The following is a 21,557-nucleotide window of genomic DNA, read 5'->3' on the forward strand; positions in this document are numbered from 1 at the left end:
CATGATGATCAGACGGGTGGGCCAGGGCGTCGCCGCGGCGGCGGTCCTGATCGGGGTCATCACGATCCTGGCCAGGGTGGTCGGTTTCGCCAAGCAGCTGGTGCTCGCCCGCACGGTCGGCACGAACTGCCTGGCCACGGCCTACTTCACGGCCAACCAGGTGCCGAACATCGTCTTCGAGGTCGTCGTGGGGGGCGCGCTGGCCGGCATGGTCGTGCCCGTGCTCGCCGGAGCGGCGTCCCGCTCGCTCGCCCCTGACGTCGGCGTGCGCGTACAGGCCGGGGCCACGGGCGGTGCTCCGGCGGAGGCCGGCGAGGGCGCCGCCGAGGCGGCGCGGGCCAGGGCCGAGGTCGGGTGGACCACCTCCGCCCTGCTCACCTGGGTGCTGGTGCTGCTCGTGCCGCTGGGCGTCGTCACCGCCCTCGCCGCGCATCCGGTGATCGAGCTGTTCGCCGGCGAGGTGAAGGGGTGCGCCACCGGCGACCTCACGGCCGTCGCCGCCCGCATGCTGGTCGTCTTCGCGCCGCAGATCCCGCTGTACGGCCTGGCGGTGGTGCTGTACGGCGTGCTGCAGGCCCATCGGAGGTTCACCGGCCCCGCCGTGGCCCCGCTGGTGTCCAGCCTCGTGGTGATCTTCGCCTACCTCGCCTTCGTGCCGCTCAGCGAGGACGTCAAGGCGCCCCTGTCGGCCGTTCCGCGCCCCGCCGAGCTCGCGCTTTCTGTGGGCACGACCCTGGGCGTCCTCGCGCTGGTGGTCACCGTGATCGGGCCGTCCTCGCGGCTCGGGCTCCGGCTGAGGCCCACCCTGCGCTTCCCCGAGGGTGTCGCCGCCCGCGTACGCCGCCTCGCCGTGGCGGGGCTGAGCGCCCTGGTGGCCCAGCAGGCGGCCATGGCCCTGGTGGTCTGGCTCGCCAACCGCCAGGTCGGCGCGGGAGGGCTGGCCGGCTACAACTACGCGTGGGCGATCTACCAGGTGCCCTACGCCGTGCTCGCGGTGCCCATCGCGACGAGCGTGTTCCCCGCGCTGTCCGCGCGCGCCGAGCGCGGGGACGCAGACGGCTTCGCGGCCCTGTCCGCGCAGACCACCCGGGCCGTCGTGCTGGTCTCGGGGCTCGCCGCGGGCGCGCTCGCGGCCGTCGCGGCCCCGGTGGCGGCGGTGTTCGTCGACGGCATGGCCAGCGACGTCTCCGCCGGGCAGCTCGCCAGGTCCATCGCGCTCTTCGCCCCGGGGCTGATCGGATACGGGCTGATCGCCCACCTGAGCCGTGTCCTGTACGCGGACGGCAAGGGCAGGGCGGCCGCCGCAGGCATGGTGACCGGCTGGCTGGTGGTCATGGTGGCGCAGACCGTCTTCGTGCTGGCGTTCCCCGGCCCGTGGAAGCTCGGCGGCCTCGCCCTCGGCAGCGCGGCCGGCATGACCGCCGGAGGGGCGCTGCTGCTGGTGGCGGTCGCCCGCACGCGGGGCGCGAGGGCGCTCGCGGGCGTCGTGCGCGCGTCGCTCGCCGCCGTGCTCGGAGGCGGGGCGGGTTTCCTCGCGGGGCTCTGGATCACCTCTCTCCTGAGCGTCCGCGGACCGGTCGCCAACGTGGGCGTGGCCGCGCTGGCCGGTCTCGCGGCCGTGACGGTGTCCCTGGCCGTCGCGCTCGTGGTAGACAGGCGCGACCTGGCCTCGGTGCTCTCCCGCGCGCGAAGGACGGGCCCGGAGGGTGATCCGGGGAGGGGTGGGGCCGGGCAGGTCCCGGACGACCGACGGGGAAGGAACGACGGCGATGGCTGAGGCGGCGCGGCGCGTTGTCCTGGTGCTCGGCACCAGCGCGGGCGGGGTGGGGCGGCACGTGCGGATGCTCGCCGGTGGGCTGGCCCGCGAGGGACGCCAGGTCGTCGTGGCGGGTCCGGCGAGCACGGACGAGGCGTTCGGGTTCTCGGAGGTCGCCCGTTTCGCGGAGGTGCCCATCTCCGACCGGCCGCGCCCTCTGAGCGACCTGAGCGCCGTGGAGCGCCTGAGGAGGGTGACGTCCGGGGCGCAGGTCGTGCACGCCCACGGGCTGCGCGCCGGAGCGCTGGCCGCCCTCGCCCTGGCGGGCCGCCGTACCGGCCTGGTGGTCACCCTGCACAACGCCCTGACCGCTACAGGGGCGATTGGCGCGATATATGGGCTTTTGGAGCGCATTGTCGCGAAAAAGGCTGATCAGGTGTTGGTCGTCGCGCCTGATCTGGGGGAGCGGATGCGCGCCCGCGGCGCGCGGTGCGTCGCGGACGCCGTCGTCCCTGCGCCACCTCTCGATCCGCCCGGGAGAACGGTCGCGGAGGTCCGGGCGGAGCTGGCGCCGGGGGACCGGCCGATCTTGCTCACCATCGCCAGGCTGGCCCAGCAGAAGGGCCTGGAGACGCTGCTGGACGCCGCGAGGGGCCCCTACGCCGGTGTCGTCCCGCTGTTCGCCGTCGCCGGGGAGGGGCCCCTGCGCGGTGCCCTCCAGGCGCGCATCGACGCCGAAGGGCTGCCCGTACGGTTGCTGGGCGACCGCGCCGACGTGGCCGACCTGCTCCAGGCGGCCGGCGCCCTGGTCGTGCCGAGCCGGTGGGAGGGGCAGCCGCTGAACGTGCAGGAGGCGCTGAGGGCGGGGGTGCCGATCATCGCGACGGCGGTCGGCGGCATCCCCGGCATGGTGGGCGACGCCGCCCTGCTGGTGCCGCCGGGAGACGCGGCGGCCCTGCGGCGGGAGATCGCGAGGCTGCTCGCCGACCCCGGCCTGGCCGAGCGCCTCTCCGCGGCGGCCGGGGCACGTCCGCTACCGGACGAGGAGGCCGCGCTCCGCGCGGTGCGCGAGGTGTACGGAGCGCTCCCGGGCGCCGGACGCTGAAGGGTCCGGGCCCGGTCGCGTCCATGGTCGCGCGGGGCCGCACGGCCCGCCGGCGTCCCGGCCCGTGCCCTGCTGGACGGGCGCGCCGTCCGGGAAGCCCCGGTGTCGCGCAAAGGCTGATTAGGTAAGGCTTATGTGCTCGCCTATACTCCTCCTCTGAGGGGGGGAGTATCCCTTCGCGACAGCCTCGTCATCACGGTACGTCCCTTACGGCGTGCCCGGGGCTGCCGGTCCGAGGCCTCAGGGCGCGGGCGGGAGAGACCTCCGGCACTTTGACGCGGGCCGGAGGTTTGTCTTGGACGTATCCCTGTGGGCATGGGCGGCGGTCATCGGCGGGTTGCTGGTGGTTCTCGCCGTAGACCTGTGGATCGTCGACAGGGGTGAGCCCCGAGAGTTCTCGATGCGCCAGGCCGGTTTCTGGGTCGGCTTCTACGTCGGGCTGGCGGTGCTGTTCGGCATCGGGCTGCTCGCCGTCGAGGGCGTGGACAAGGCCGGTGAGTTCTTCGCCGGCTATCTCACCGAATACAGTCTGAGCGTCGACAACCTGTTCGTGTTCTACATCATCATGGGCCGGTTCGCGGTTCCCAAGATTTACCAGCACAAGGTTCTTCTCGTCGGCGTGCTGATGGCCCTGGTGATGCGCGGCGTCTTCATCCTCGTGGGCGCCGCCGCCCTGGAGCGCTTCGGCTGGTTGTTCTACGTGTTCGGCGCGTTCCTCATCTACACCGCGGTCAACATGCTGCGCGGGCACGACGAGGAGGAGTTCAAGGAGAACCTCCTTCTGCGCTGGGTGCGCCGGATCTTCCCGACCACCGACGGCTTCGTCGGCTCCAAGATCACCGCTCGGGTGGGCGGGCGCCGCATGGTGACCCCCATGCTGATCGTGATGATCGCCATCGGCACCACCGACCTGCTGTTCGCCCTCGACTCGATCCCGGCGATCTTCGGCCTCACCAAGGACGCCTTCATCGTCTTCACCGCCAACGCGTTCGCCCTGATGGGGCTGCGTCAGCTGTACTTCCTGCTTGGTGGTCTGCTGCAGCGGTTGGTCTACATCAGCTACGGTCTGTCGTTCATTTTGGGCTTCATCGGGGTTAAGCTCATCCTGGAGGCCTTGCACACCAGTGGTGTCTCCTGGGCGCCGGAAGTGCCGATCTGGGTCTCCCTCTCGGTCATCGGCGTCACGATGGTGGTCACCACCGTGGCCAGCCTCATCAAGGCCAGGCGTGACAAGAAGGCCGGCGAAGCCACCGCCCCGGCGAAGGTGTCCCAGGGGTAGTGAATTGGTGCTTGCAGCGATTTGCTTGTCTCGTATTGCTATGTAACGGCGGCGAGATGGGTAACATTCGGCGACAAGTCACAATCCGGTCTCTGGCCGCAAACATCACAAAAGGTTCCCAGTGTCCAACGATTCGCCAAGCCACAGTCGCCGCCGCGTACGGCTGGCACGTGGCGTTTCCCCCTGGCTGGTTCCCACGGTCGCAGCCGCCGCCATCTCGGCGGCGCTGGCCCGGCGGTCCCGCCCGTGGGTGCTCGCGGCGGCTCCGCTGACCGCTCTCACAGGCGCCATGCTGTGGTTCTTCCGCGACCCCGACCGCGACCTCGGCACCGGGCTGGTGCTGAGCCCGGCCGACGGCGTGGTCCAGAGCATCGACCCCCAGCCGGACGGGCGCACGCGTGTCGCGATCTTCATGAGCCCGCTGAACGTCCATGTGAACCGCGCGCCGCTCGACGGCACGGTCACCTCGACGCGGCATGTGGCGGGTGGCTTCAAGCCCGCGTTCAACAAGGACAGCGACCAGAACGAGCGGGTCGTCTGGCACTTCGACACGGCACTGGGCGACATCGAGCTCGTGCAGATCGCCGGAGCCGTGGCGCGCCGCATCGTGCCCTACCTCGGCGCGGGTGCCAAGGTCTCGCGGGGGGAGCGGATCGGGCTGATCCGCTTCGGCTCGCGGGTGGACATCTACCTTCCAGAAGGGATCGCCCCAGCGGTGCGCGTTGGGCAGCGGACGACGGCAGGAGTGACTCGCATTGACCACGGCTGACGCAGGCTGGTCCATGGAGGGCGTGGACGAGGACGAAGAACCACGGGGACCCGTCGGGAAGGCGTTCCGGCTCTCCGCCGCCGACTCGCTCTCCCTGGGCAACGCGATCTGCGGCTTCCTGGCCGTCTGCGTTCTGGCGTGGTCGGCGATCACGCAGCTCCAGCAGTCGCGTGAGTTCCATCCCGACCCCAGGTACTTCGCCACCGCCGTGGTGCTGCTGCTGATCGGCGCCACCTGTGACCTGTTCGACGGGCTGGTGGCCAGGAGGTTCAGGGCCTCGGCCATGGGGGCCGAGCTCGACAACCTCGCCGACGTGATCAGCTTCGGCTTCGCCCCCGCCTTCATGGTGGTGGCCTGGGCGGGCTTCTCCCAGAAGCTCCCGCTCTGGCTGGTGCTCTGCGCCGCCGTCTCCGTCCTCGGGGCGGGCGTCGTACGGCTGGCGCGCTTCGCCTGCGTGAAGACCAAGAGCGGCGACTTCATGGGCCTGCCCATCCCCATGGGCGCCATGACCGTCGTGTCGATCGTGCTGCTGTTCGAGCCGTCGTACTTCACCGTGGTGGGCATCTTCGCGGTGGCCTGGCTCATGGTCAGCCGCATTGAGTACCCCAAGCCCAAGGGCAACCTCGCGGCGGTCGTGCTGGCCTGGATCATGGTCAACGTCGCCTGCCTCATCATCTGGGCGGCCGACCTGACCGGCGGCGACCTGCTCATCCAGATCGGCGCGTCCATGCAGATCGCGCTGGTGTCGGCCATTCCGCTGCGCGTGCTGATGTTCAAGCGCGAGCAGCGCAAGGAGCGCAAGGAGACCGAGGCCGCCGTCCGGTGATCCTTTTCCCGGCCTGCTGAGACGGCCCGGTCCCCTGGGGGGCCGGGCCGTCTCGCGTCTTCGCCCAGAGGCCTACCAGCCCCGGGCGCGCCACTCGGGCAGGGAGGGGCGCTCGGCTCCGAGGGTGGTGTCCTTGCCGTGGCCGGGATACACCCAGGTCTCGTCGGGAAGCCGGTCGAAGACCCGCTCCACCACATCGGTGTAGAGCCGTTCGAACCGGGCGGGGTCGCGCTGGGTGTTGCCGACTCCTCCGGGAAAGAGCGAGTCGCCGGTGAACAGGTGGGAGTCCTGGTAGAGCAGGGCGATCGACCCAGGGGTGTGGCCGCGCAGGTGGATCACGTCGAGCGTGACCACCCCCACGGTGACCTTGCCGCCGTGCTCCACGGGCTGGGTGACCGGCACGGGCAGGCCCGGCGCGTCCAGCGGGTGGGCGACGGTCTCGGCTCCGGTGGCCTTCGCCACCTCGGCCAGGGCCATCCAGTGGTCCTGGTGCTGATGGGTCGTGATGATCTTGCTGATCGGCAGGTCGCCGACCAGGTCGAGCAGCCTGCCCGCGTCGGCCGCCGCGTCGATCAGCACGCCGTCGCCGGTCTCACGGCATCTAAGCAGGTAGGCGTTGTTGCCGAAGTCGCCGACCTCGATCTTGCTGATGGTCAGGTCGGGCAGCTCGCGCACGTCGGCGGGACCGTCGGCGGTCACATCACCGGTATAGGTCATGGGTACTCCTCAGGTGGTGTCGCCGGAAGGCCGGGCGGTGCCGGCATGGTCAGCCACGGCGGCGCCGCCGGCGGCTTCTCGGCCAGCCTAAGCCCCGGGCCCGTCCCGCCGCCCGCCTCTCCGGTGCCCCCGTCCGGGAGGCGGCCCGTCAGCCAGGCGAGCACGGCCGGGGGCGGCCCCTCCACCACGGGGCCCTCGCCGAGGCCCGTCCAACTCCGGTCGCCGGCGTGGACCGCGCTGACGGTGCTCTCGGCGTACGGCCAGCCCGCCATCGCGTCGTGGAGCTCGCGCAGGACGAACTCCTCGGGCCAGTCGGCCCAGGTGTAGCCGGCTCCCAGGTCGACGTGGTGGATCTCGACCTCCCGGATACGGCGTGCGAGCAGGTACCAGGCGGGGTGATCGGGCGGCCGCATGCCCCGCACGGCGGCGGCCCACGCCTGCGGCGGCATCGTGGCGAACGCGGCGCCGAGCCGGGCCGCGCTGTCCGCCAGGTCGGCGTGCTGCTCGGCGATCGGCCTGCCGGCGCCTTCGGCTATCTCGGCCTCCCGGGCGCCGGGCGTTGGGTACTGTGGGGTGTACACACCCGTCTTGGCCCAGGTCACCAGGTTGATGTGGCTGTCCGCGTTGCGCGCGACGTGGGTGAGCACGTGGCCGCGGGTCCAGCCCGCAAGCAGGGAGGGGGCCGTGACGTCCGCGTCCGAGAGCGTGGCCGCGGTGGCGAGCATCCGGTTCGTGGCCGCGGTGAGCTCGGCCTGAAGGTCGTCGAGAACGGTCATGCACGTCATCATCGCTCCACACGGGCCCGCTCGCGCGGGCGCTCTCCGTACGCGCCGGCCCTTCCCCGCGGGCGGCCCTCGGGGACGCCGGTGCCCTCGCCGGAGCGGAAGAAAACTGTCGGACCCCGTCGTTAGAGTGGCGGCGACTAGTCAAAGGTGGCCAGTTCCGGCTGCCGTGGATCGCAACCCAACATGAGAGATCTGCTGTGGCCGACCGCTTGATCGTTCGTGGCGCCCGCGAACACAACCTCAAGGACGTCTCGCTTGACCTGCCGCGAGACGCCCTCATCGTCTTCACCGGGCTCTCCGGCTCGGGTAAGTCCAGCCTGGCCTTCGACACCATCTTCGCCGAGGGTCAGCGGCGCTATGTCGAGTCGCTCTCGTCCTACGCCAGGCAGTTCCTCGGGCAGATGGACAAGCCCGACGTCGACTTCATCGAGGGCCTGTCTCCGGCCGTCTCCATCGACCAGAAGTCGACCTCCCGCAACCCCCGCTCCACCGTCGGCACGATCACCGAGGTCTACGACTACCTGCGCCTTCTGTGGGCGCGCATCGGCAAGCCCCACTGCCCGGCCTGTGGCCGCCCCATCGCCAGGCAGACCCCGCAGCAGATCGTCGACCGCGTCCTGGAGCTCCCCGAGGGCACCCGGTTCCAGGTGATCGCCCCGGTGATCCGCGGGCGCAAGGGGGAGTACGCCGAGCTGTTCCGCGAGCTGCAGACCAAGGGCTTCGCGCGCGCCCGCGTCGACGGCACGGTCGTCCGGCTGGAGGAGCCGCCGACCCTGAAGAAGTACGAGAAGCACGACATCGAGGTCATCGTCGACCGCCTCTCGGTCAAGGACGGCGCGCGCCGGCGCCTCACCGACTCGGTGGAGACCGCGCTCGGGCTGTCGGGCGGCACGATCACGCTCGACTTCGTCGACCTCCCCGAGGACGACCCGGGTCGCGAGCGGTTCTACTCCGAGCACCTCTACTGCCCGTACGACGACCTGTCGTTCGAGGAGCTCGAGCCGCGCTCCTTCTCGTTCAACTCGCCCTTCGGCGCGTGCCCCGACTGCACCGGCCTCGGCACCCGCATGGAGGTCGACCCCGACCTCGTGGTGCCCGACCCCGAGAAGTCCCTCGGCGACGGCGCCATCTCCCCGTGGTCGGGCGGCCACACCAGCGACTACTTCATCCGCCTGGTCGAGGCCCTCGGCCACGCGATGGGGTTCGACCTCGACACCGCCTGGGAGCGGCTGCCCAAGCCGGCGCAGAAGGCCCTGCTGCGCGGCCACGACGAGCAGGTCCACGTCCGCTACAGCAACCGCTACGGCAGGCAGCGCTCCTACTACACGACCTTCGAGGGCGTGATCCCGTGGGTGCAGCGGCGGCACGCCGAGGCCGAGAGCGACTCCACGCGCGAGCGGTTCGAGGGCTTCATGCGGGAGATCCCCTGCCCCACCTGCAAGGGCGCCCGCCTCAAGCCCGTCTCGCTCGCGGTCACGGTCAGCGACTCCTCCATCGCCGAGGTGTCGGGCATGTCGATCGGCGAGTGCGCCAAGTTCCTCGGGGGGCTCACCCTCTCCGAGCGTGACAGCCACATCGCCGAGCGGGTCGTCAAGGAGATCAACGCCCGGCTGGGCTTCCTGCTCGACGTCGGCCTCGACTACCTCACCCTCGACCGCGCGGCGGGCACACTCGCCGGAGGAGAGGCCCAGCGCATCCGGCTGGCCACCCAGATCGGCTCGGGCCTGGTCGGCGTGCTGTACGTCCTCGACGAGCCGTCGATCGGCCTGCACCAGCGCGACAACCAGCGGCTGCTCGACACGCTGATCCGCCTGCGCGACATGGGCAACACGCTCATCGTCGTCGAGCACGACGAGGACACCATCGCCGCCGCCGACTGGGTGGTCGACATCGGCCCCGGCGCGGGCGAGCACGGCGGCCAGGTCGTGGTGTCCGGCACCGTGGAAGACCTGCTCGCCAGTGAGCACTCCCTGACCGGCGCCTACATCTCCGGGCGCAGGAGCATCGACCTGCCCGCCAGCAGGCGCAAGCGCGACTCCAAGCGCAAGCTCGTGGTCAAGGGCGCCCGCGAGCACAACCTCAAGGGCGTCGACGTCGAGTTCCCGCTGGGCGTGTTCACCGCGGTGACCGGAGTGTCGGGCTCGGGCAAGTCCACGCTGGTCAACGACATCCTGTACAACGCCCTGGCCAAGGAGCTCAACGGCGCGAAGACCGTGCCCGGCAGGCACTCCCGGGTCACCGGCACCGACCAGGTCGACAAGGTCGTCCATGTCGACCAGAGCCCGATCGGCCGCACGCCGAGGTCCAACCCCGCGACCTACACCGGGGTGTTCGACCACGTCCGCAAGCTGTTCGCGCAGACGACCGAGGCGAAGATCCGCGGCTACCTTCCCGGCCGGTTCAGCTTCAACGTCAAGGGCGGGCGCTGCGAGGCGTGCTCGGGCGACGGCACCATCAAGATCGAGATGAACTTCCTCCCCGACGTCTACGTCCCGTGCGAGGTCTGCCACGGCGCCCGTTACAACCGGGAGACCCTGGAGGTCCACTACAAGGGCAAGACGATCTCCGAGGTCCTCGACATGTCGATCGAGGAGGCGCTGGAGTTCTTCGACGCGATCCCGGCGATCAAGCGGCACCTGAAGACCCTCAACGACGTCGGCCTCGGGTACGTCCGGCTGGGCCAGCCGGCGACCACCCTGTCCGGCGGCGAGGCGCAGCGGGTCAAGCTCGCCTCCGAGCTCCAGCGGCGGTCCACGGGCCGCACCGTCTACGTGCTCGACGAGCCGACCACCGGCCTCCACTTCGAGGACATCCGCAAGCTGCTGGGCGTGCTCGGCCGCCTGGTCGACAGCGGGAACACCGTCATCGTGATCGAGCACAACCTCGACGTCATCAAGACCTCCGACTGGGTGATCGACATGGGTCCCGAGGGCGGCTCCCGCGGTGGGCTCGTGCTCGCCACCGGCACGCCCGAGCAGGTCGCCCGCATCGAGGACAGCCACACCGGCCGCTTCCTCAGCAAGATCCTCGGAGGCTGATCTCCCTCATCCCTCACCCCTCACACCACGCCGCCCGGCCCCATAACGGCCACGGGGGGCTGCGGCGTGGGCCGGGGGGCCGGGTCGAGAGCGCGCGGGCTGTGACGGCGCGGTCGGTCAGGGCCGTACGGGTGTGGCGGCGTGGCCGGGTTTGGTCAGGGCCGTACGGGTGTGGCGGCGTGGCCGGGTTTGGGCACGGCCGTACGGGGTGTGGCGGCGCGGTGGGGCTTGGTCAGGGCCGTACCGGTTGTGGCGGCGGAGTCGGGCTTGGGCAGGGCTGGCCGCACCTGGGCTGTGGCGGTGTGGGGCGGCTGCGGGGCTGTAGGGGAGTTCGATCATGGGGTGGCTTCAAGGTCCATTTGACCTGCGCGTTATGCGTAATTGTTCATACTCCCCTGGTTACTTGTCGCCGCATGCTGAACCAAGTCGCGGCGCGAGCCGTAGCAGCAGATAACAGACCTCTAGGAAGGCAAACATGACGGACACGGATACGACACGGCGTGCGGTTATGCTCGGCGCGAGTGGCGCCGGCCTGGCCGTGGTGCTGACCGCGTGTAGCGGATATGACGCGGCGACCACGGCCGGCAGTGGAGATTCCTCCTCGGACTCCGCCCCGGCGTCCTCCGCCGGTGACGCCGCGGGCGACGCGGCGGCCGGCTCCAGCGGTCTGGCGAAGACGAGCGACATCCCCAAGGGTGGCGGCAAGATCTTCAAGAAGGAGAAGATCGTCGTCACGCAGCCCAACGACGGTGAGTTCAAGGCGTTCAGCGCCGTCTGCACCCACCAGGGGTGCCCGGTCGCCTCCGTTTCCGACGGCACCATCAACTGCCCCTGCCACGGCAGCAAGTTCAGCATCGCCGACGGTTCGGTCTCCAACGGCCCGGCGAGCGAGCCGCTGGCCGAGAAGCAGATCAAGGTCGAGGGCGGCTCCATCAGCCTCGCCTGAGTCGTCTCCGGAACGGCCTCGCGAACGGGCGGGGGTGGGGGGCACCGGCCCCGCACCCCCGCCCTCGCTGCGAGAACCCCCCACGAGGGGGGAGATGGCGGCCCGGTGCCCGTGTGGTCCGTGGGTCGGTTCAGTGGGGCGTGTGAGGCTTTGCGGGACATTGACCTCTGGCGGACAGGTCCTCCCGGACGGATGTGATCGCATGCGCTGTGGGGGAAGCCATGCGCGTGCGCGGCGGGGGGTACCTGCTGCTGTCGGTGATCGTGTCGGCCTGGTCGGTGCTCGTCGCCGGCAGGCATGCCTGGACGGGCGACTGGCATCTCCACGTGGCCACGGTCCGGGCCCTGGCGCATCATCCGCTGGCGCCCGAGGACCCGCTGGTGGGCGGGCAGGTGGGGAGCCCCTACTTCACGCCGTACACGTTGCTGCTGGCCCTCGTCTCGCGGACGACCGGGCTGACGCCGGAGGCCGTCCTTTCGTGGGCGGGCGTGGCGAACGCCGGGCTGCTGCTGTGGGGGCTGCGCGTGTTCTGCCGCCGCCTCGGCGACCGGACGGCGACGGCCGTACTCGCGGTGGTCTTCGTCCTGCTGCTCTGGGGGACGCGGCCCTTCGCGTGGAGCGGGTTCCCGCCGATGGCCTCGCTGTCGTTCACCCAGCCCTATCCGTCCACCCTCGCGCTGGCGCTCATGCCGCCGTGCTGGGCGTTCATGCTGCGCTTCCGGGAGGAGGGCCGCCCGTCCGACCTGGTGCGCCTGGCCGTGCTCGCGGCGCTGATCGTGCTGGTGCACCCCTTCACCGCCGCCGAGACGGCCTTCGTGGCCGCCGCCTTCCTGCTCGCCCGGCCGCGGGCCTGGACCAGGGGACGCCTGATCGCGCTCGCGTGCGCGGGCATCGGCGCCCTCGCCCTGGCGGCGCTCTGGCCGTACGCCGAGCTCTCGGCGCTGGCACGGGCGGGATCCGGCTTCTCGCGGATCCACTCGACGCTCGTCGCGAACGCCTTCGGGAAGTACTGGCTGGTCCTGGTGGGGATACCGGCCCTGTGGCTCGGCAGGCGGTTGCCGCTCGGGCGAGAGCTGGCCGTGGGATTCGCGGCAGGGACGGCGGTGGTGACCGTCGCGGTGCTCCTCGGAAGGTATGAGTTCACCAGGCTCATCCCGGTCGTCGCACTGATGTCCCAGCTTGCCGTCGCACGCTGCCTGGGGGACCGGCTGGCGGGCTGGAGGCCGTACGGCGCCGTCGCGGCCACGGCGTGCGTGGCCGGCCTGTTCGGCGCGGCGCCGGGGATCGCCCGCGCGCTGCCGCCGGGCGTCCCGGCGGACCTGGTCCCGGCCAGGGCGACCGAGCACTGGCCGGGCGGCAGGATCGACCACCGCGCCGAGTTCGCCCGGCCGTACGTGCGTGACGGCGACGTCGTGATGGCCAGGCGCGCCGCCGCCACCCGCACGCTCGTGGGATGGGGGGTGCGCGCGGTCGCCCCGCCCTACCCTTATCCGTTCGTCGCGGACGAGACGGCGCGCCGCACGGCGCAGCGGCGCATGTTCGCGGGCGCCACCCCGCCGGAGGAGCGGCTGGCCCTCGCCGACCGGTACGGCGTGCGGTGCCTGCTCGGCCGCCGGCCGCCCGAGGTGCCCGGGTTCGTCCCGGTGGCCGCCTCCGGCCGCGAAACGCTGCTCTGCAGGCCCCGAGTCGTCAGGGCCCGGGCAGGGATCTTCACCCCCTCTGTCACGCCCCTATGGCGTGCTGGATCGCCCTATTCTGTCGGCGGGTCCGGATAGGCTTTCAGTGTGGCAAGACCCGCGAACAGCCCCCTGAGTTTTCGCCCCGAGCCGGGGTCGATCCCCGAGTCCCCGGGCGTCTACCGCTTCAGGGACGCCCAGGGCCGGGTCATCTATGTCGGCAAGGCCAAGAGCCTTCGGCAGCGCCTCAACTCCTACTTCGCCGACTTCGCGAGCCTGCATCCGCGCACCCAGACGATGCTCACCTCCGCCGAGGGCGTCGACTGGACCGTCGTCGGCACCGAGGTCGAGGCCCTCCAGCTCGAATACTCGTGGATCAAGGAGTTCGACCCCCGGTTCAACGTCAAATACCGGGACGACAAGTCCTATCCCTTCCTCGCCGTCACGATGGGCGACGCCTTCCCCCGGGTGCAGGTCCTGCGCGGCGCCAAGCGCAAGGGCACCCGCTACTTCGGGCCCTACTCCCACGCCTGGGCGATCCGCGAGACCGTCGATCTTCTGCTCCGGGTGTTCCCCGTGCGCACCTGCTCGGCGGGGGTGTTCAAGCGCGCCGGGCAGATCGGGCGGCCGTGCCTGCTGGGCTATATCGACAAGTGCTCCGCCCCGTGCGTCGGCCGGGTGACCGAGGAGGAGCACCGCCGGCTCGCTGAGGACTTCTGCGACTTCATGGCGGGCAACACCACCCGTTTCATCAAGCGGCTCGAGCGCGACATGCGCGAGGCCGCCTCCGCCGAGGAGTACGAGCGGGCCGCGCGGCTCCGCGACGACATCCAGGCGCTCCAGCGTGCCCTCGAGAAGCAGGCCGTGGTGCTCGGCGAGGGCACCGACTGTGACGTGGTCGCGCTCGCCGAAGACCCGCTGGAGGCCGCCGTCCAGGTCTTCTACGTGCGCGGAGGCCGCATCCGCGGCCAGCGCGGCTGGGTCGTCGACAAGGTGGAGGAGCCCTCCCCGGGCGAGCTGGTGGAGCACTTCCTGCTGCAGATGTACGGCGAGGCCTCTCCCGAGGCGGTGCCGCGCGAGGTCCTGGTGGCGGCACTCCCGCCCGAGGTCGACGCCGTGGCCGAGCTGCTCACCGAGCAGCGGGGGTCGCGGGTCGAGGTGCGGGTTCCCCAGCGCGGCGACAAGAAGACGCTGATGGAGACCGTCGAGCGCAACGCCAAGGAGTCCCTGGCCCAGCACAAGCTGCGCAGGGCGAGCGATCTCACCACCCGCAGCCGGGCCCTGCAGGAGATCGCCGACGCTCTTGATCTCGACCAGGCGCCGCTGCGCATCGAGTGCTACGACGTGTCCCACCTGATGGGTGACGACGTCGTGGCCTCGATGGTGGTGTTCGAGGACGGCCTCGCCCGCAAGAGCGAGTACCGCCGGTTCGCGATCCGGGGCACGGCCGGGCAGGGCGACGTCGCCTCGATCTACGAAGTGATCTCCCGGCGGTTCAAGCGCCACGTGGAGGAGCGGGCGGCGAGCGGCGAGCTCGATCCCGAGCCCATCGACCCCGAGACGGGCAAGCCGCGCAGGTTCGCGTACCCTCCCAATCTGGTCGTGGTCGACGGCGGCCCGGCTCAGGTGGCGGCGGCGCAGCGGGCCCTCGACGAGCTCGGGGTGGACGACGTCTCGGTGAGCGGGCTGGCGAAGCGGCTCGAGGAGGTGTGGCTTCCCGGCGACGACCAGCCTGTCATCCTGCCCCGGAGCAGCGAAGGGCTCTATCTTCTACAGAGGGTGCGCGATGAGGCTCACCGATTCGCCATCACCTACCATCGATCGAAACGCGCAAAGTCTGTCAAAGAGAGCGCTCTGGACGAGATTCGCGGGCTCGGATCGGCGCGCAAGCAGGCCTTGCTGAAGCGCTTCGGATCCGTCAAACGGTTGCAGGGGGCCTCCGTCGACGAGATCCGCGAGGTTCCTGGCATCGGGCTTTCGACGGCCGAGGCGATCGTTGCGGCGCTGAAGGGGGAGGGAACGTGACCGAGAACACCAGCGGAAACGACAATGACCACGACACCTCACGGTCGCGCTCCGGCGAGCCGCGAGACCGTAAGGGCGCGGTGAGCGACACCGCGTTCGTCATCGTCACCGGCATGTCCGGAGCCGGGCGCAGCACGGCGGCCAAGGCCCTGGAAGACCTGGGCTGGTTCGTCATCGACAACCTGCCGCCGGGCATGCTGTTCGCCATGGCCGAGGAGGCCGGGCGGGTCAAGCTCGACACCGACAAGGTCGCCGCCGTCGTCGACGTGCGCAGCCTGGCCTTCACCACCGACCTCAACACCGCCATCGAGGAGCTGGAGGCGCGCGGCGTCGCCGTGCGCGTGGTCTTCCTCGAGGCCAGCGACGAGGAGCTCGTCCGCCGCTTCGAGAACGTCCGTCGCCCGCACCCGCTCCAGGGCGAGGGGCGGCTGGTCGACGGCATCGCGAGGGAGCGCGGCATCCTGCGGGAGGTCCGCGCCAACGCCGACCTGGTCATCGACACCTCCTCGCACAACGTGCACGAGCTGCGAGGCAAGATCGTCTCGTTCTTCGGCGGCGAGGACCGTCCCGGCCTGCGGGTCAACGTCGTGTCCTTCGGGTTCAAGTACGGCCTGCCCGTCGACGCCGATCTGGTGGTCGACTGCAGGTTCCTGCCGAACCCCCACTGGGTGCCCGAGCTGCGCCCCATGAGCGGCCTCGACACCCCCGTGCGGGAGTACGTCCTGAGCCAGCCGGGCGCCAAGGAGTTCCTGGACGCCTACGAGGAGGTTCTCCGCGTCGTCGCCACCGGTTACGTCCGCGAGGGCAAGGGCTACGCCACCCTCGCCGTGGGCTGCACCGGCGGCAAGCACCGGAGCGTGGCCATGTCCGAGCAGATCGGCGTCCGATTGCGCGATCGGGGCATGGAAGTGCAGGTGAGCCATCGGGATGTGGGCCGCGAGTGAGCGATCGAAACGGGGCACCCACGGGCACATCCCGTGGTGAGGCCCCGCCGAGCGGGCGATCAGACACCGATACCGAAGAGGGCGAGCACCCGGGCGCTGCCGGGCCGGAGGCCTTCGAGCGGGACGAGATCTCGCCGAGGGAGGCCGGCAGGCGTGAGGAGAAGCCGACCCCGTCGGAGGAGACCGGTGACCATGAGCGGAAGCTGATCTCAGACATGACGGGCGCGCCTGAGGGGAGGCCGACCCCGTCGGAGGCGACTGGCGACCATGAGCGGAAGCCGATCCCAGACATGACGGGCGCGCCTGAGGGGAAGCCGACCTCGCTGGAGCAGGTCGGGAACGGTGAGGGCAAGCCGGCCCGGGGCGGGCGTGACGTGCGGGTGGTGGCATTTGGTGGTGGGCATGGCCTGTACGCGTCCCTGTCGGCCCTGAGGAGGGTTACGGGGGAGTTGACGGCGGTGGTGACCGTCGCCGACGACGGGGGCTCCAGCGGGCGGCTCAGGCGCGAGCTGGGCGTCCTTCCCCCCGGTGACCTGCGCATGGCCCTTGCCGCCCTGTGCGGAGACGACGACTGGGGGCAGACCTGGAGCAAGGTGGTCCAGCACCGCTTCCGCAGCGAGGGCGAGTTACACGGGCACGCCGTCGGCAACCTCTTGATCGTGGCGCTGTGGGAGCTGCTCGACGACCCCGTGGCCGGGCTCGACTGGGTGGGCCGCCTGCTCGGGGCGCACGGCCGGGTGCTGCCGATGGCGTCGGTGCCGATCGACATCGAGGCCGAGGTGGAGCTCGACGGCACGGTGACCGTCGTCCGGGGGCAGGTGGCCTGCGCGGTCACGCCGGGCAACGTCCAGGCGATCTCCCTGGTGCCCGCCGACCCGCCCGCCTGCCCTGAGGCGGTCGAGGCGGTGCGGGGCGCCGACTGGGTCGTGTTCGGCCCGGGGTCGTGGTTCACCAGCGTGCTGCCGCACCTGAAGGTGCCCCAGCTCGCCGGGGCGCTGCACACCACCGCCGCCCGGCGGCTGGTCGCGCTGAACCTGGCGCCGCAGCCGGGGGAGACCGACGGCTTCTCCGCGGAGAAGCACCTGCAGGTGCTGCGCGAGCACGCCCCCGACCTCACGGTCGACGTCGTGCTGGCCGATCACGGGGTGGTGGAGGAGCGTGACGAGCTGGAGAAGGCGGCCGACGCCCTCGGCGGGCGCCTGGTGCTCGCCGACGTGGCCGCCTCCGACGGCTCGCCGAGGCATGATGCACGACGGCTTGCCTCGGTCCTGGACGAGATTTTCCGTGGGAAGCGTTGATCCTGGTCAGCGCGCCCACGGGGTGCGAGAGACTTGCCGGGGGCCGATGGAGCCGCGTCGGGCGGAGACAACGTCCACGGGGCGCGAGGATGCGGCTTCGACCATGAGACGCGTCTGTTTGGGGGAGGACACAGGCACATGGCCATGACGGGTGTGGTGAAGGACGAGCTGAGCCGGCTTGCGGTGCTGAAGCCTTGCTGCCGCAAGGCCGAGGTGTCGACATTGCTTCGGTTCGCGAGCGGGCTGCACCTTGTGGGCGGGCGCATCGTCATCGAGGCGGAGCTCGACACCAATGTCACCGCTCGACGTCTGATCAAGGACATCGGCGAGGTGTTCGGGCACAAGGCCGAGGTGCTGGTGCTCGCGCCGGCCGGCCTGCGCAAGGGCTCGAGATACGTGGTGCGGGTGTATCGCGACGGCGAGGCGCTGGCCCGCCAGACCGGTTTGATCGACAACCACGGGCGCCCGGTGCGCGGGCTGCCGCGCCAGGTGGTGTCGGGGGCGACGTGCGACGCCGAGGCCGCGTGGCGGGGGGCCTTCCTCGCGCACGGCTCGCTGACGGAGCCCGGCCGCTCGATGTCGCTGGAGGTGACCTGCCCAGGCCCCGAGGCGGCGCTGGCGCTGGTCGGCTCGGCGCGGCGGCTCAAGATCCACGCCAAGGCGCGGGAGGTGCGGGGGGTCGACCGGGTGGTGGTCAGGGACGGCGACGCGATCAGCGCGCTGCTCACCCGCCTCGGGGCCCACGACAGCGTGCTGGCCTGGGAGGAGCGCCGGATGCGCCGCGAGGTGCGCGCCACGGCCCACCGGCTCGCCAACTTCGACGACGCCAACCTGCGCAGGTCGGCCCGTGCGGCGGTGGCCGCGGGGGCCAGGGTTCAGCGCGCGCTGGAGATCCTCGGCGACGACGCCCCCGAGCACCTGGTGATCGCCGGGCGGCTGCGGGTGGAGCACAAGCAGGCGTCGCTGGAGGAGCTCGGCCAGATCGCCGACCCCCCGCTGACCAAGGACGCCATAGCCGGCCGCATCCGGCGGCTGCTCGCCATGGCCGACAAGCGCGCCTCCGACCTCGGCATCGCCAGCACCGACGCCAACCTCACCGCCGAGATGCTGGCCCCGTGACCCCGCCCGGGCCGGTCCCCTGACCGCGTCGGGCGTGACGGCTCGGGGCGGTGGTCCGGTGGTGTGGCCGTGGACTGGAGTCCGGTCGTCCCCGCGGTGGCGGGGGCCGGGGTGATCGGGTCGCTGAGCTGGGAGGACGTCGTGGAGGGCGGGCGCGCTCCGCAAAGGGGTGAGCCACGTGGTCTACACCAATTATTACCCGGTAGGGTTATCTGAGGTTTCAGCCCGCCACGGCGCCGGCACGAGCCGGCGCACGAAGTTCGAGGAGATCTGTTTCCGTGAGCATCCGCGTAGGCATCAACGGCTTCGGCCGTATCGGCCGCAACTTCTGGCGAGCCGTAGCGGCCAGCGGTAAGAACATCGAGATCGTCGCGGTCAACGACCTGACCGACAACGCCAGCCTTGCCCACCTGCTCAAGTACGACAGCATTCTTGGCCGTCTGCCGTACGAAGTGAAGAGCAGCGCCGACGAGATCACCGTCGACGGCAAGGCGATCAAGGTGTTCGCCGAGCGCGACCCCGCCAAGCTCCCCTGGGGCGAGTTGGGTGTCGACGTGGTCGTGGAGTCCACCGGCCTGTTCACCGACGCCGACAAGGCGCGGGTGCACGCTGAGAACGGCGCCAAGAAGGTGATCATCTCCGCCCCGGCCAAGGGCGAGGACATCACCATCGTCATGGGTGTCAACCATGACAAGTACGACCCCTCGGCGCACACGATCATCTCCAACGCCTCCTGCACGACCAACTGCCTGGCTCCCATGGCAAAGGTCATCAACGACACCTTCGGTATCGAGAAGGGTCTGATGACCACGATCCACGCCTACACCCAGGACCAGAACCTCCAGGACGGCCCCCACAAGGACCTGCGCCGCGCCCGCGCCGCCGCCCTGAACATCGTGCCCACCTCCACCGGCGCCGCCAAGGCGATCGGCCTGGTGCTCCCCGAGCTCAAGGGCAAGCTCGACGGCTTCGCGCTGCGTGTGCCGATCCCCACGGGCTCCGCGACCGACCTGACCGTCGACGTGAGCCGCGACACCTCGGTCGAGGAGGTCAACGCCGCGATCAAGGCCGCCGCCGAGGGCCCGCTGCGCGGTTTCCTCAGCTACACCGAGGACGAGATCGTGTCGTCCGACATCGTCACCGACCCCTCCTCCTGCATCTTCGACGCCGGCCTCACCAAGGTCATCGGCAACCAGGTGAAGGTCGTCGGCTGGTACGACAACGAGTGGGGCTACTCCAACCGCCTCGGTGACCTCATCGAGCTGGTGGGCTCGCAGCTCTGATGCAGACCATCGACTCCCTCGACGTCAAGGGCCGGCGCGTGCTCGTACGCGCCGACCTCAACGTCCCCCTCGACGGGGACGCCATCACCGACGACGGCCGCATCCGCGCCTCGGTCCCGACGATCACCTCGTTGGCCGGGCGCGGGGCGCGGGTGATCGTCTGCGCCCACCTCGGCCGCCCCAAGGGCAAGGTCGCGCCGGAGTTCTCGCTCGCTCCGGTGGCCGCTCGCCTGGGTGAGCTGCTCGGCCGCCCGGTGAAGTTCGCCGAGGACGTCGTCGGTGACTCCGCCAGGAGCACCGCCGAGGGCCTGGCCGACGGGGAGGTCGCCCTCCTTGAGAACCTCCGCTTCGAGCCGGGAGAGGAGTCCAAGGACGACGAGGTGCGCGGCGCGTTCGCGGGCCGGCTGGCCGAGCTCGCCGAGCTCTACGTCGGCGACGGGTTCGGCGCGGTGCACCGCAAGCACGCCAGCGTCTACGACGTGCCCAAGCGTCTCCCGCACGCCGCGGGCGGCCTGGTCGTGGCCGAGGTGGAGGTTCTGAAGAAGCTCACCGAGGAGCCCGCCAGGCCGTACGCCGTGGTGCTCGGCGGCGCCAAGGTCTCCGACAAGCTCGGCGTGATCGCCAACCTGCTCGGCAAGGTCGACCGCCTGATCATCGGCGGCGGCATGGCGTACACCTTCCTCAAGGCCCAGGGCCACGAGGTCGGCAACTCCCTGCTGCAGGCCGACCAGCTCGACCAGGTGCGCGGCTTCATCGCCGAGGCCGACAAGCGCGGCGTCGACCTGGTGCTCCCGGTCGACGTGCTGGCCGCGACGGAGTTCGCCGAGGACGCCGAGCACGAGGTGGTCGAGGCGACGGCGATCCCCGCCGACCGCGAGGGCCTCGACATCGGCCCGAAGACCCGCGAGCTGTTCGCGGGCAAGCTCGCCGACGCCGCGACCGTGTTCTGGAACGGCCCGATGGGCGTGTTCGAGTTCGACGCGTTCGCGGGCGGCACGCGTGCCGTGGCCGAGGCGCTGATCGCCTCGGACGCGTTCACCGTGGTCGGTGGTGGCGACTCCGCCGCCGCCGTGCGTAAGCTCGGTCTCCCCGAGGACGGCTTCTCCCACATCTCCACCGGTGGCGGGGCCAGCCTCGAATACCTTGAGGGCAAGACCCTCCCCGGACTCGCCGCGCTGGAGGACTGAGCGACCCATGAGCACAGCCCGCAAGCCGCTCGTCGCCGGCAACTGGAAGATGAACCTCAATCACCTTGAGGCCATCGCGCTCGTCCAGAAGCTGGCGTTCACCCTGACCGACAAGGACTTCGACCGCACCGAGGTGGCCGTGCTGCCGCCGTTCACCGATCTGCGCAGCGTGCAGACCCTGGTGGACGGCGACAAGCTCCGCATCGAGTACGGTGCGCAGGACCTGTCCGCCCACGACAGCGGCGCCTACACCGGTGAGATCTCCGGTTCGATGCTCGCCAAGCTGGGCTGCACGTTCGTCCTCGCCGGGCACTCCGAGCGGCGCGAGCACCACCGCGAGGACGACCAGCTCGTCAACGCCAAGGTGCAGGCGGCCTACCGGCACTCGCTCACGCCGATCCTGTGCGTGGGCGAGGGCCTTCCGGTCCGCCAGGCCGGCGGCCACGTCGCCTACGCCCTGTCGCAGCTCGACGCCGCGCTCAACGGCGTGAAGACCGACCAGGCCAAGTCGCTCGTCGTCGCCTACGAGCCGGTGTGGGCCATCGGCACCGGTGAGGTGGCGACGCCCGACGACGCGCAGGAGGTGTGCGGCGCCATCCGCACGCGACTCGCCGAGCTGTACGACGACGAGGTGGCCGGTGGCATCCGTATCCTTTACGGTGGGTCGGTCAAGTCCGGCAACATCGCCGGCATCATGGCCCAGCCCGATGTCGACGGAGCCCTGGTCGGCGGTGCGAGCCTCGACCCGGTCGAGTTCGTGAAGATTTGCCGTTTTGGCGAAATGTCGGGCTAGCTGAGCTATTT

Annotated in this window: 17 protein-coding genes; 15 read left to right on the plus strand and 2 right to left on the minus strand. The window is 70.9% G+C overall.

The genetic code is table 11. The features are described 5' to 3' along the window. Window position 1: 1 nt before the first annotated feature. From murJ to pssA, 5 genes are all read left to right on the plus strand, one after another. Window positions 2-1,777 carry a murein biosynthesis integral membrane protein MurJ gene (gene murJ / locus OG589_RS08675; RefSeq protein WP_405147732.1) on the plus strand — a complete coding sequence of 592 codons (1,776 nt, stop codon included), beginning with the start codon at window positions 2-4 and terminating at the stop codon, window positions 1,775-1,777. After that, window positions 1,770-2,861: a glycosyltransferase family 4 protein gene (locus OG589_RS08680; protein WP_405147734.1), complete on the plus strand. Its 1,092-nt coding sequence runs from the start codon at window positions 1,770-1,772 to the stop codon at window positions 2,859-2,861. The genes murJ and OG589_RS08680 overlap by 8 nt, the downstream gene beginning before the upstream one ends. Window positions 2,862-3,156: 295 nt before the next feature. Further along, on the plus strand, window positions 3,157-4,140 hold the full coding sequence (locus OG589_RS08685; RefSeq protein ID WP_405147735.1) for a TerC family protein: 984 nt from the start codon (window positions 3,157-3,159) through the stop codon (window positions 4,138-4,140). A 121-nt stretch (window positions 4,141-4,261) separates the two neighbouring features. After that, window positions 4,262-4,909, plus strand: coding sequence for a phosphatidylserine decarboxylase (locus OG589_RS08690; protein ID WP_405147736.1), 648 nt, complete (start codon window positions 4,262-4,264; stop codon window positions 4,907-4,909). Next, window positions 4,896-5,735 carry a CDP-diacylglycerol--serine O-phosphatidyltransferase gene (gene pssA / locus OG589_RS08695; protein ID WP_405147737.1) on the plus strand — a complete coding sequence of 280 codons (840 nt, stop codon included), beginning with the start codon at window positions 4,896-4,898 and terminating at the stop codon, window positions 5,733-5,735. The genes OG589_RS08690 and pssA overlap by 14 nt, the downstream gene beginning before the upstream one ends. 72 nt (window positions 5,736-5,807) lie before the next feature. Here the strand turns inward: pssA and OG589_RS08700 are convergent, their stop codons facing one another. Together OG589_RS08700 and OG589_RS08705 are read right to left on the minus strand one after the other, a co-directional pair. Next, entirely contained in the window at window positions 5,808-6,452 is a 645-nt protein-coding gene (locus OG589_RS08700; RefSeq protein WP_405147739.1) for an MBL fold metallo-hydrolase, read from the minus strand. Beyond that, a complete protein-coding gene (locus OG589_RS08705) occupies window positions 6,449-7,228 on the minus strand; it encodes a maleylpyruvate isomerase family mycothiol-dependent enzyme (RefSeq protein ID WP_405147740.1) in 780 nt (259 codons plus the stop codon). Before OG589_RS08705 ends, OG589_RS08700 begins: the two co-directional genes overlap by 4 nt. 206 nt (window positions 7,229-7,434) lie before the next feature. Between OG589_RS08705 and uvrA the strand changes: the two genes are divergently transcribed. The 10 genes from uvrA to tpiA all read left to right on the plus strand — a co-directional run bounded on the left by uvrA (window position 7,435) and on the right by tpiA (window position 21,546). After that, entirely contained in the window at window positions 7,435-10,275 is a 2,841-nt protein-coding gene (gene uvrA, locus OG589_RS08710) for an excinuclease ABC subunit UvrA (protein ID WP_405147742.1), read from the plus strand. A gap of 475 nt (window positions 10,276-10,750) precedes the next feature. Then, complete coding sequence (locus tag OG589_RS08715) at window positions 10,751-11,221, plus strand: Rieske (2Fe-2S) protein (protein ID WP_405147744.1); 471 nt, start codon at window positions 10,751-10,753, stop codon at window positions 11,219-11,221. Between the two features lie 221 nt (window positions 11,222-11,442). After that, a complete protein-coding gene (locus OG589_RS08720) occupies window positions 11,443-12,996 on the plus strand; it encodes a 6-pyruvoyl-tetrahydropterin synthase-related protein (protein WP_405147745.1) in 1,554 nt (517 codons plus the stop codon). Window positions 12,997-13,029: 33 nt separating this feature from the next. Then, window positions 13,030-14,922, plus strand: a complete 1,893-nt coding sequence (uvrC, locus tag OG589_RS08725; RefSeq protein ID WP_405151987.1) for an excinuclease ABC subunit UvrC — start codon at window positions 13,030-13,032, stop codon at window positions 14,920-14,922. Window positions 14,923-15,002: 80 nt separating this feature from the next. Continuing rightward, complete coding sequence (gene rapZ / locus OG589_RS08730; RefSeq protein WP_405151988.1) at window positions 15,003-15,866, plus strand: RNase adapter RapZ; 864 nt, start codon at window positions 15,003-15,005, stop codon at window positions 15,864-15,866. A gap of 380 nt (window positions 15,867-16,246) precedes the next feature. Next, complete coding sequence (yvcK, locus tag OG589_RS08735; protein WP_405151989.1) at window positions 16,247-17,164, plus strand: uridine diphosphate-N-acetylglucosamine-binding protein YvcK; 918 nt, start codon at window positions 16,247-16,249, stop codon at window positions 17,162-17,164. A 138-nt stretch (window positions 17,165-17,302) separates the two neighbouring features. Beyond that, on the plus strand, window positions 17,303-18,283 hold the full coding sequence (gene whiA, locus OG589_RS08740; RefSeq protein WP_248965560.1) for a DNA-binding protein WhiA: 981 nt from the start codon (window positions 17,303-17,305) through the stop codon (window positions 18,281-18,283). A gap of 278 nt (window positions 18,284-18,561) precedes the next feature. Continuing rightward, window positions 18,562-19,566 carry a type I glyceraldehyde-3-phosphate dehydrogenase gene (gene gap / locus OG589_RS08745; protein ID WP_405147746.1) on the plus strand — a complete coding sequence of 335 codons (1,005 nt, stop codon included), beginning with the start codon at window positions 18,562-18,564 and terminating at the stop codon, window positions 19,564-19,566. Further along, a complete protein-coding gene (locus tag OG589_RS08750) occupies window positions 19,566-20,753 on the plus strand; it encodes a phosphoglycerate kinase (RefSeq protein ID WP_405147748.1) in 1,188 nt (395 codons plus the stop codon). Before gap ends, OG589_RS08750 begins: the two co-directional genes overlap by 1 nt. 7 nt (window positions 20,754-20,760) lie before the next feature. After that, on the plus strand, window positions 20,761-21,546 hold the full coding sequence (gene tpiA, locus OG589_RS08755; RefSeq protein WP_405147749.1) for a triose-phosphate isomerase: 786 nt from the start codon (window positions 20,761-20,763) through the stop codon (window positions 21,544-21,546). Window positions 21,547-21,557: the final 11 nt, after the last annotated feature.

Source organism: Sphaerisporangium sp. NBC_01403 (assembly GCF_045040145.1).
Classification (GTDB): domain Bacteria; phylum Actinomycetota; class Actinomycetes; order Streptosporangiales; family Streptosporangiaceae; genus Sphaerisporangium; species Sphaerisporangium viridialbum.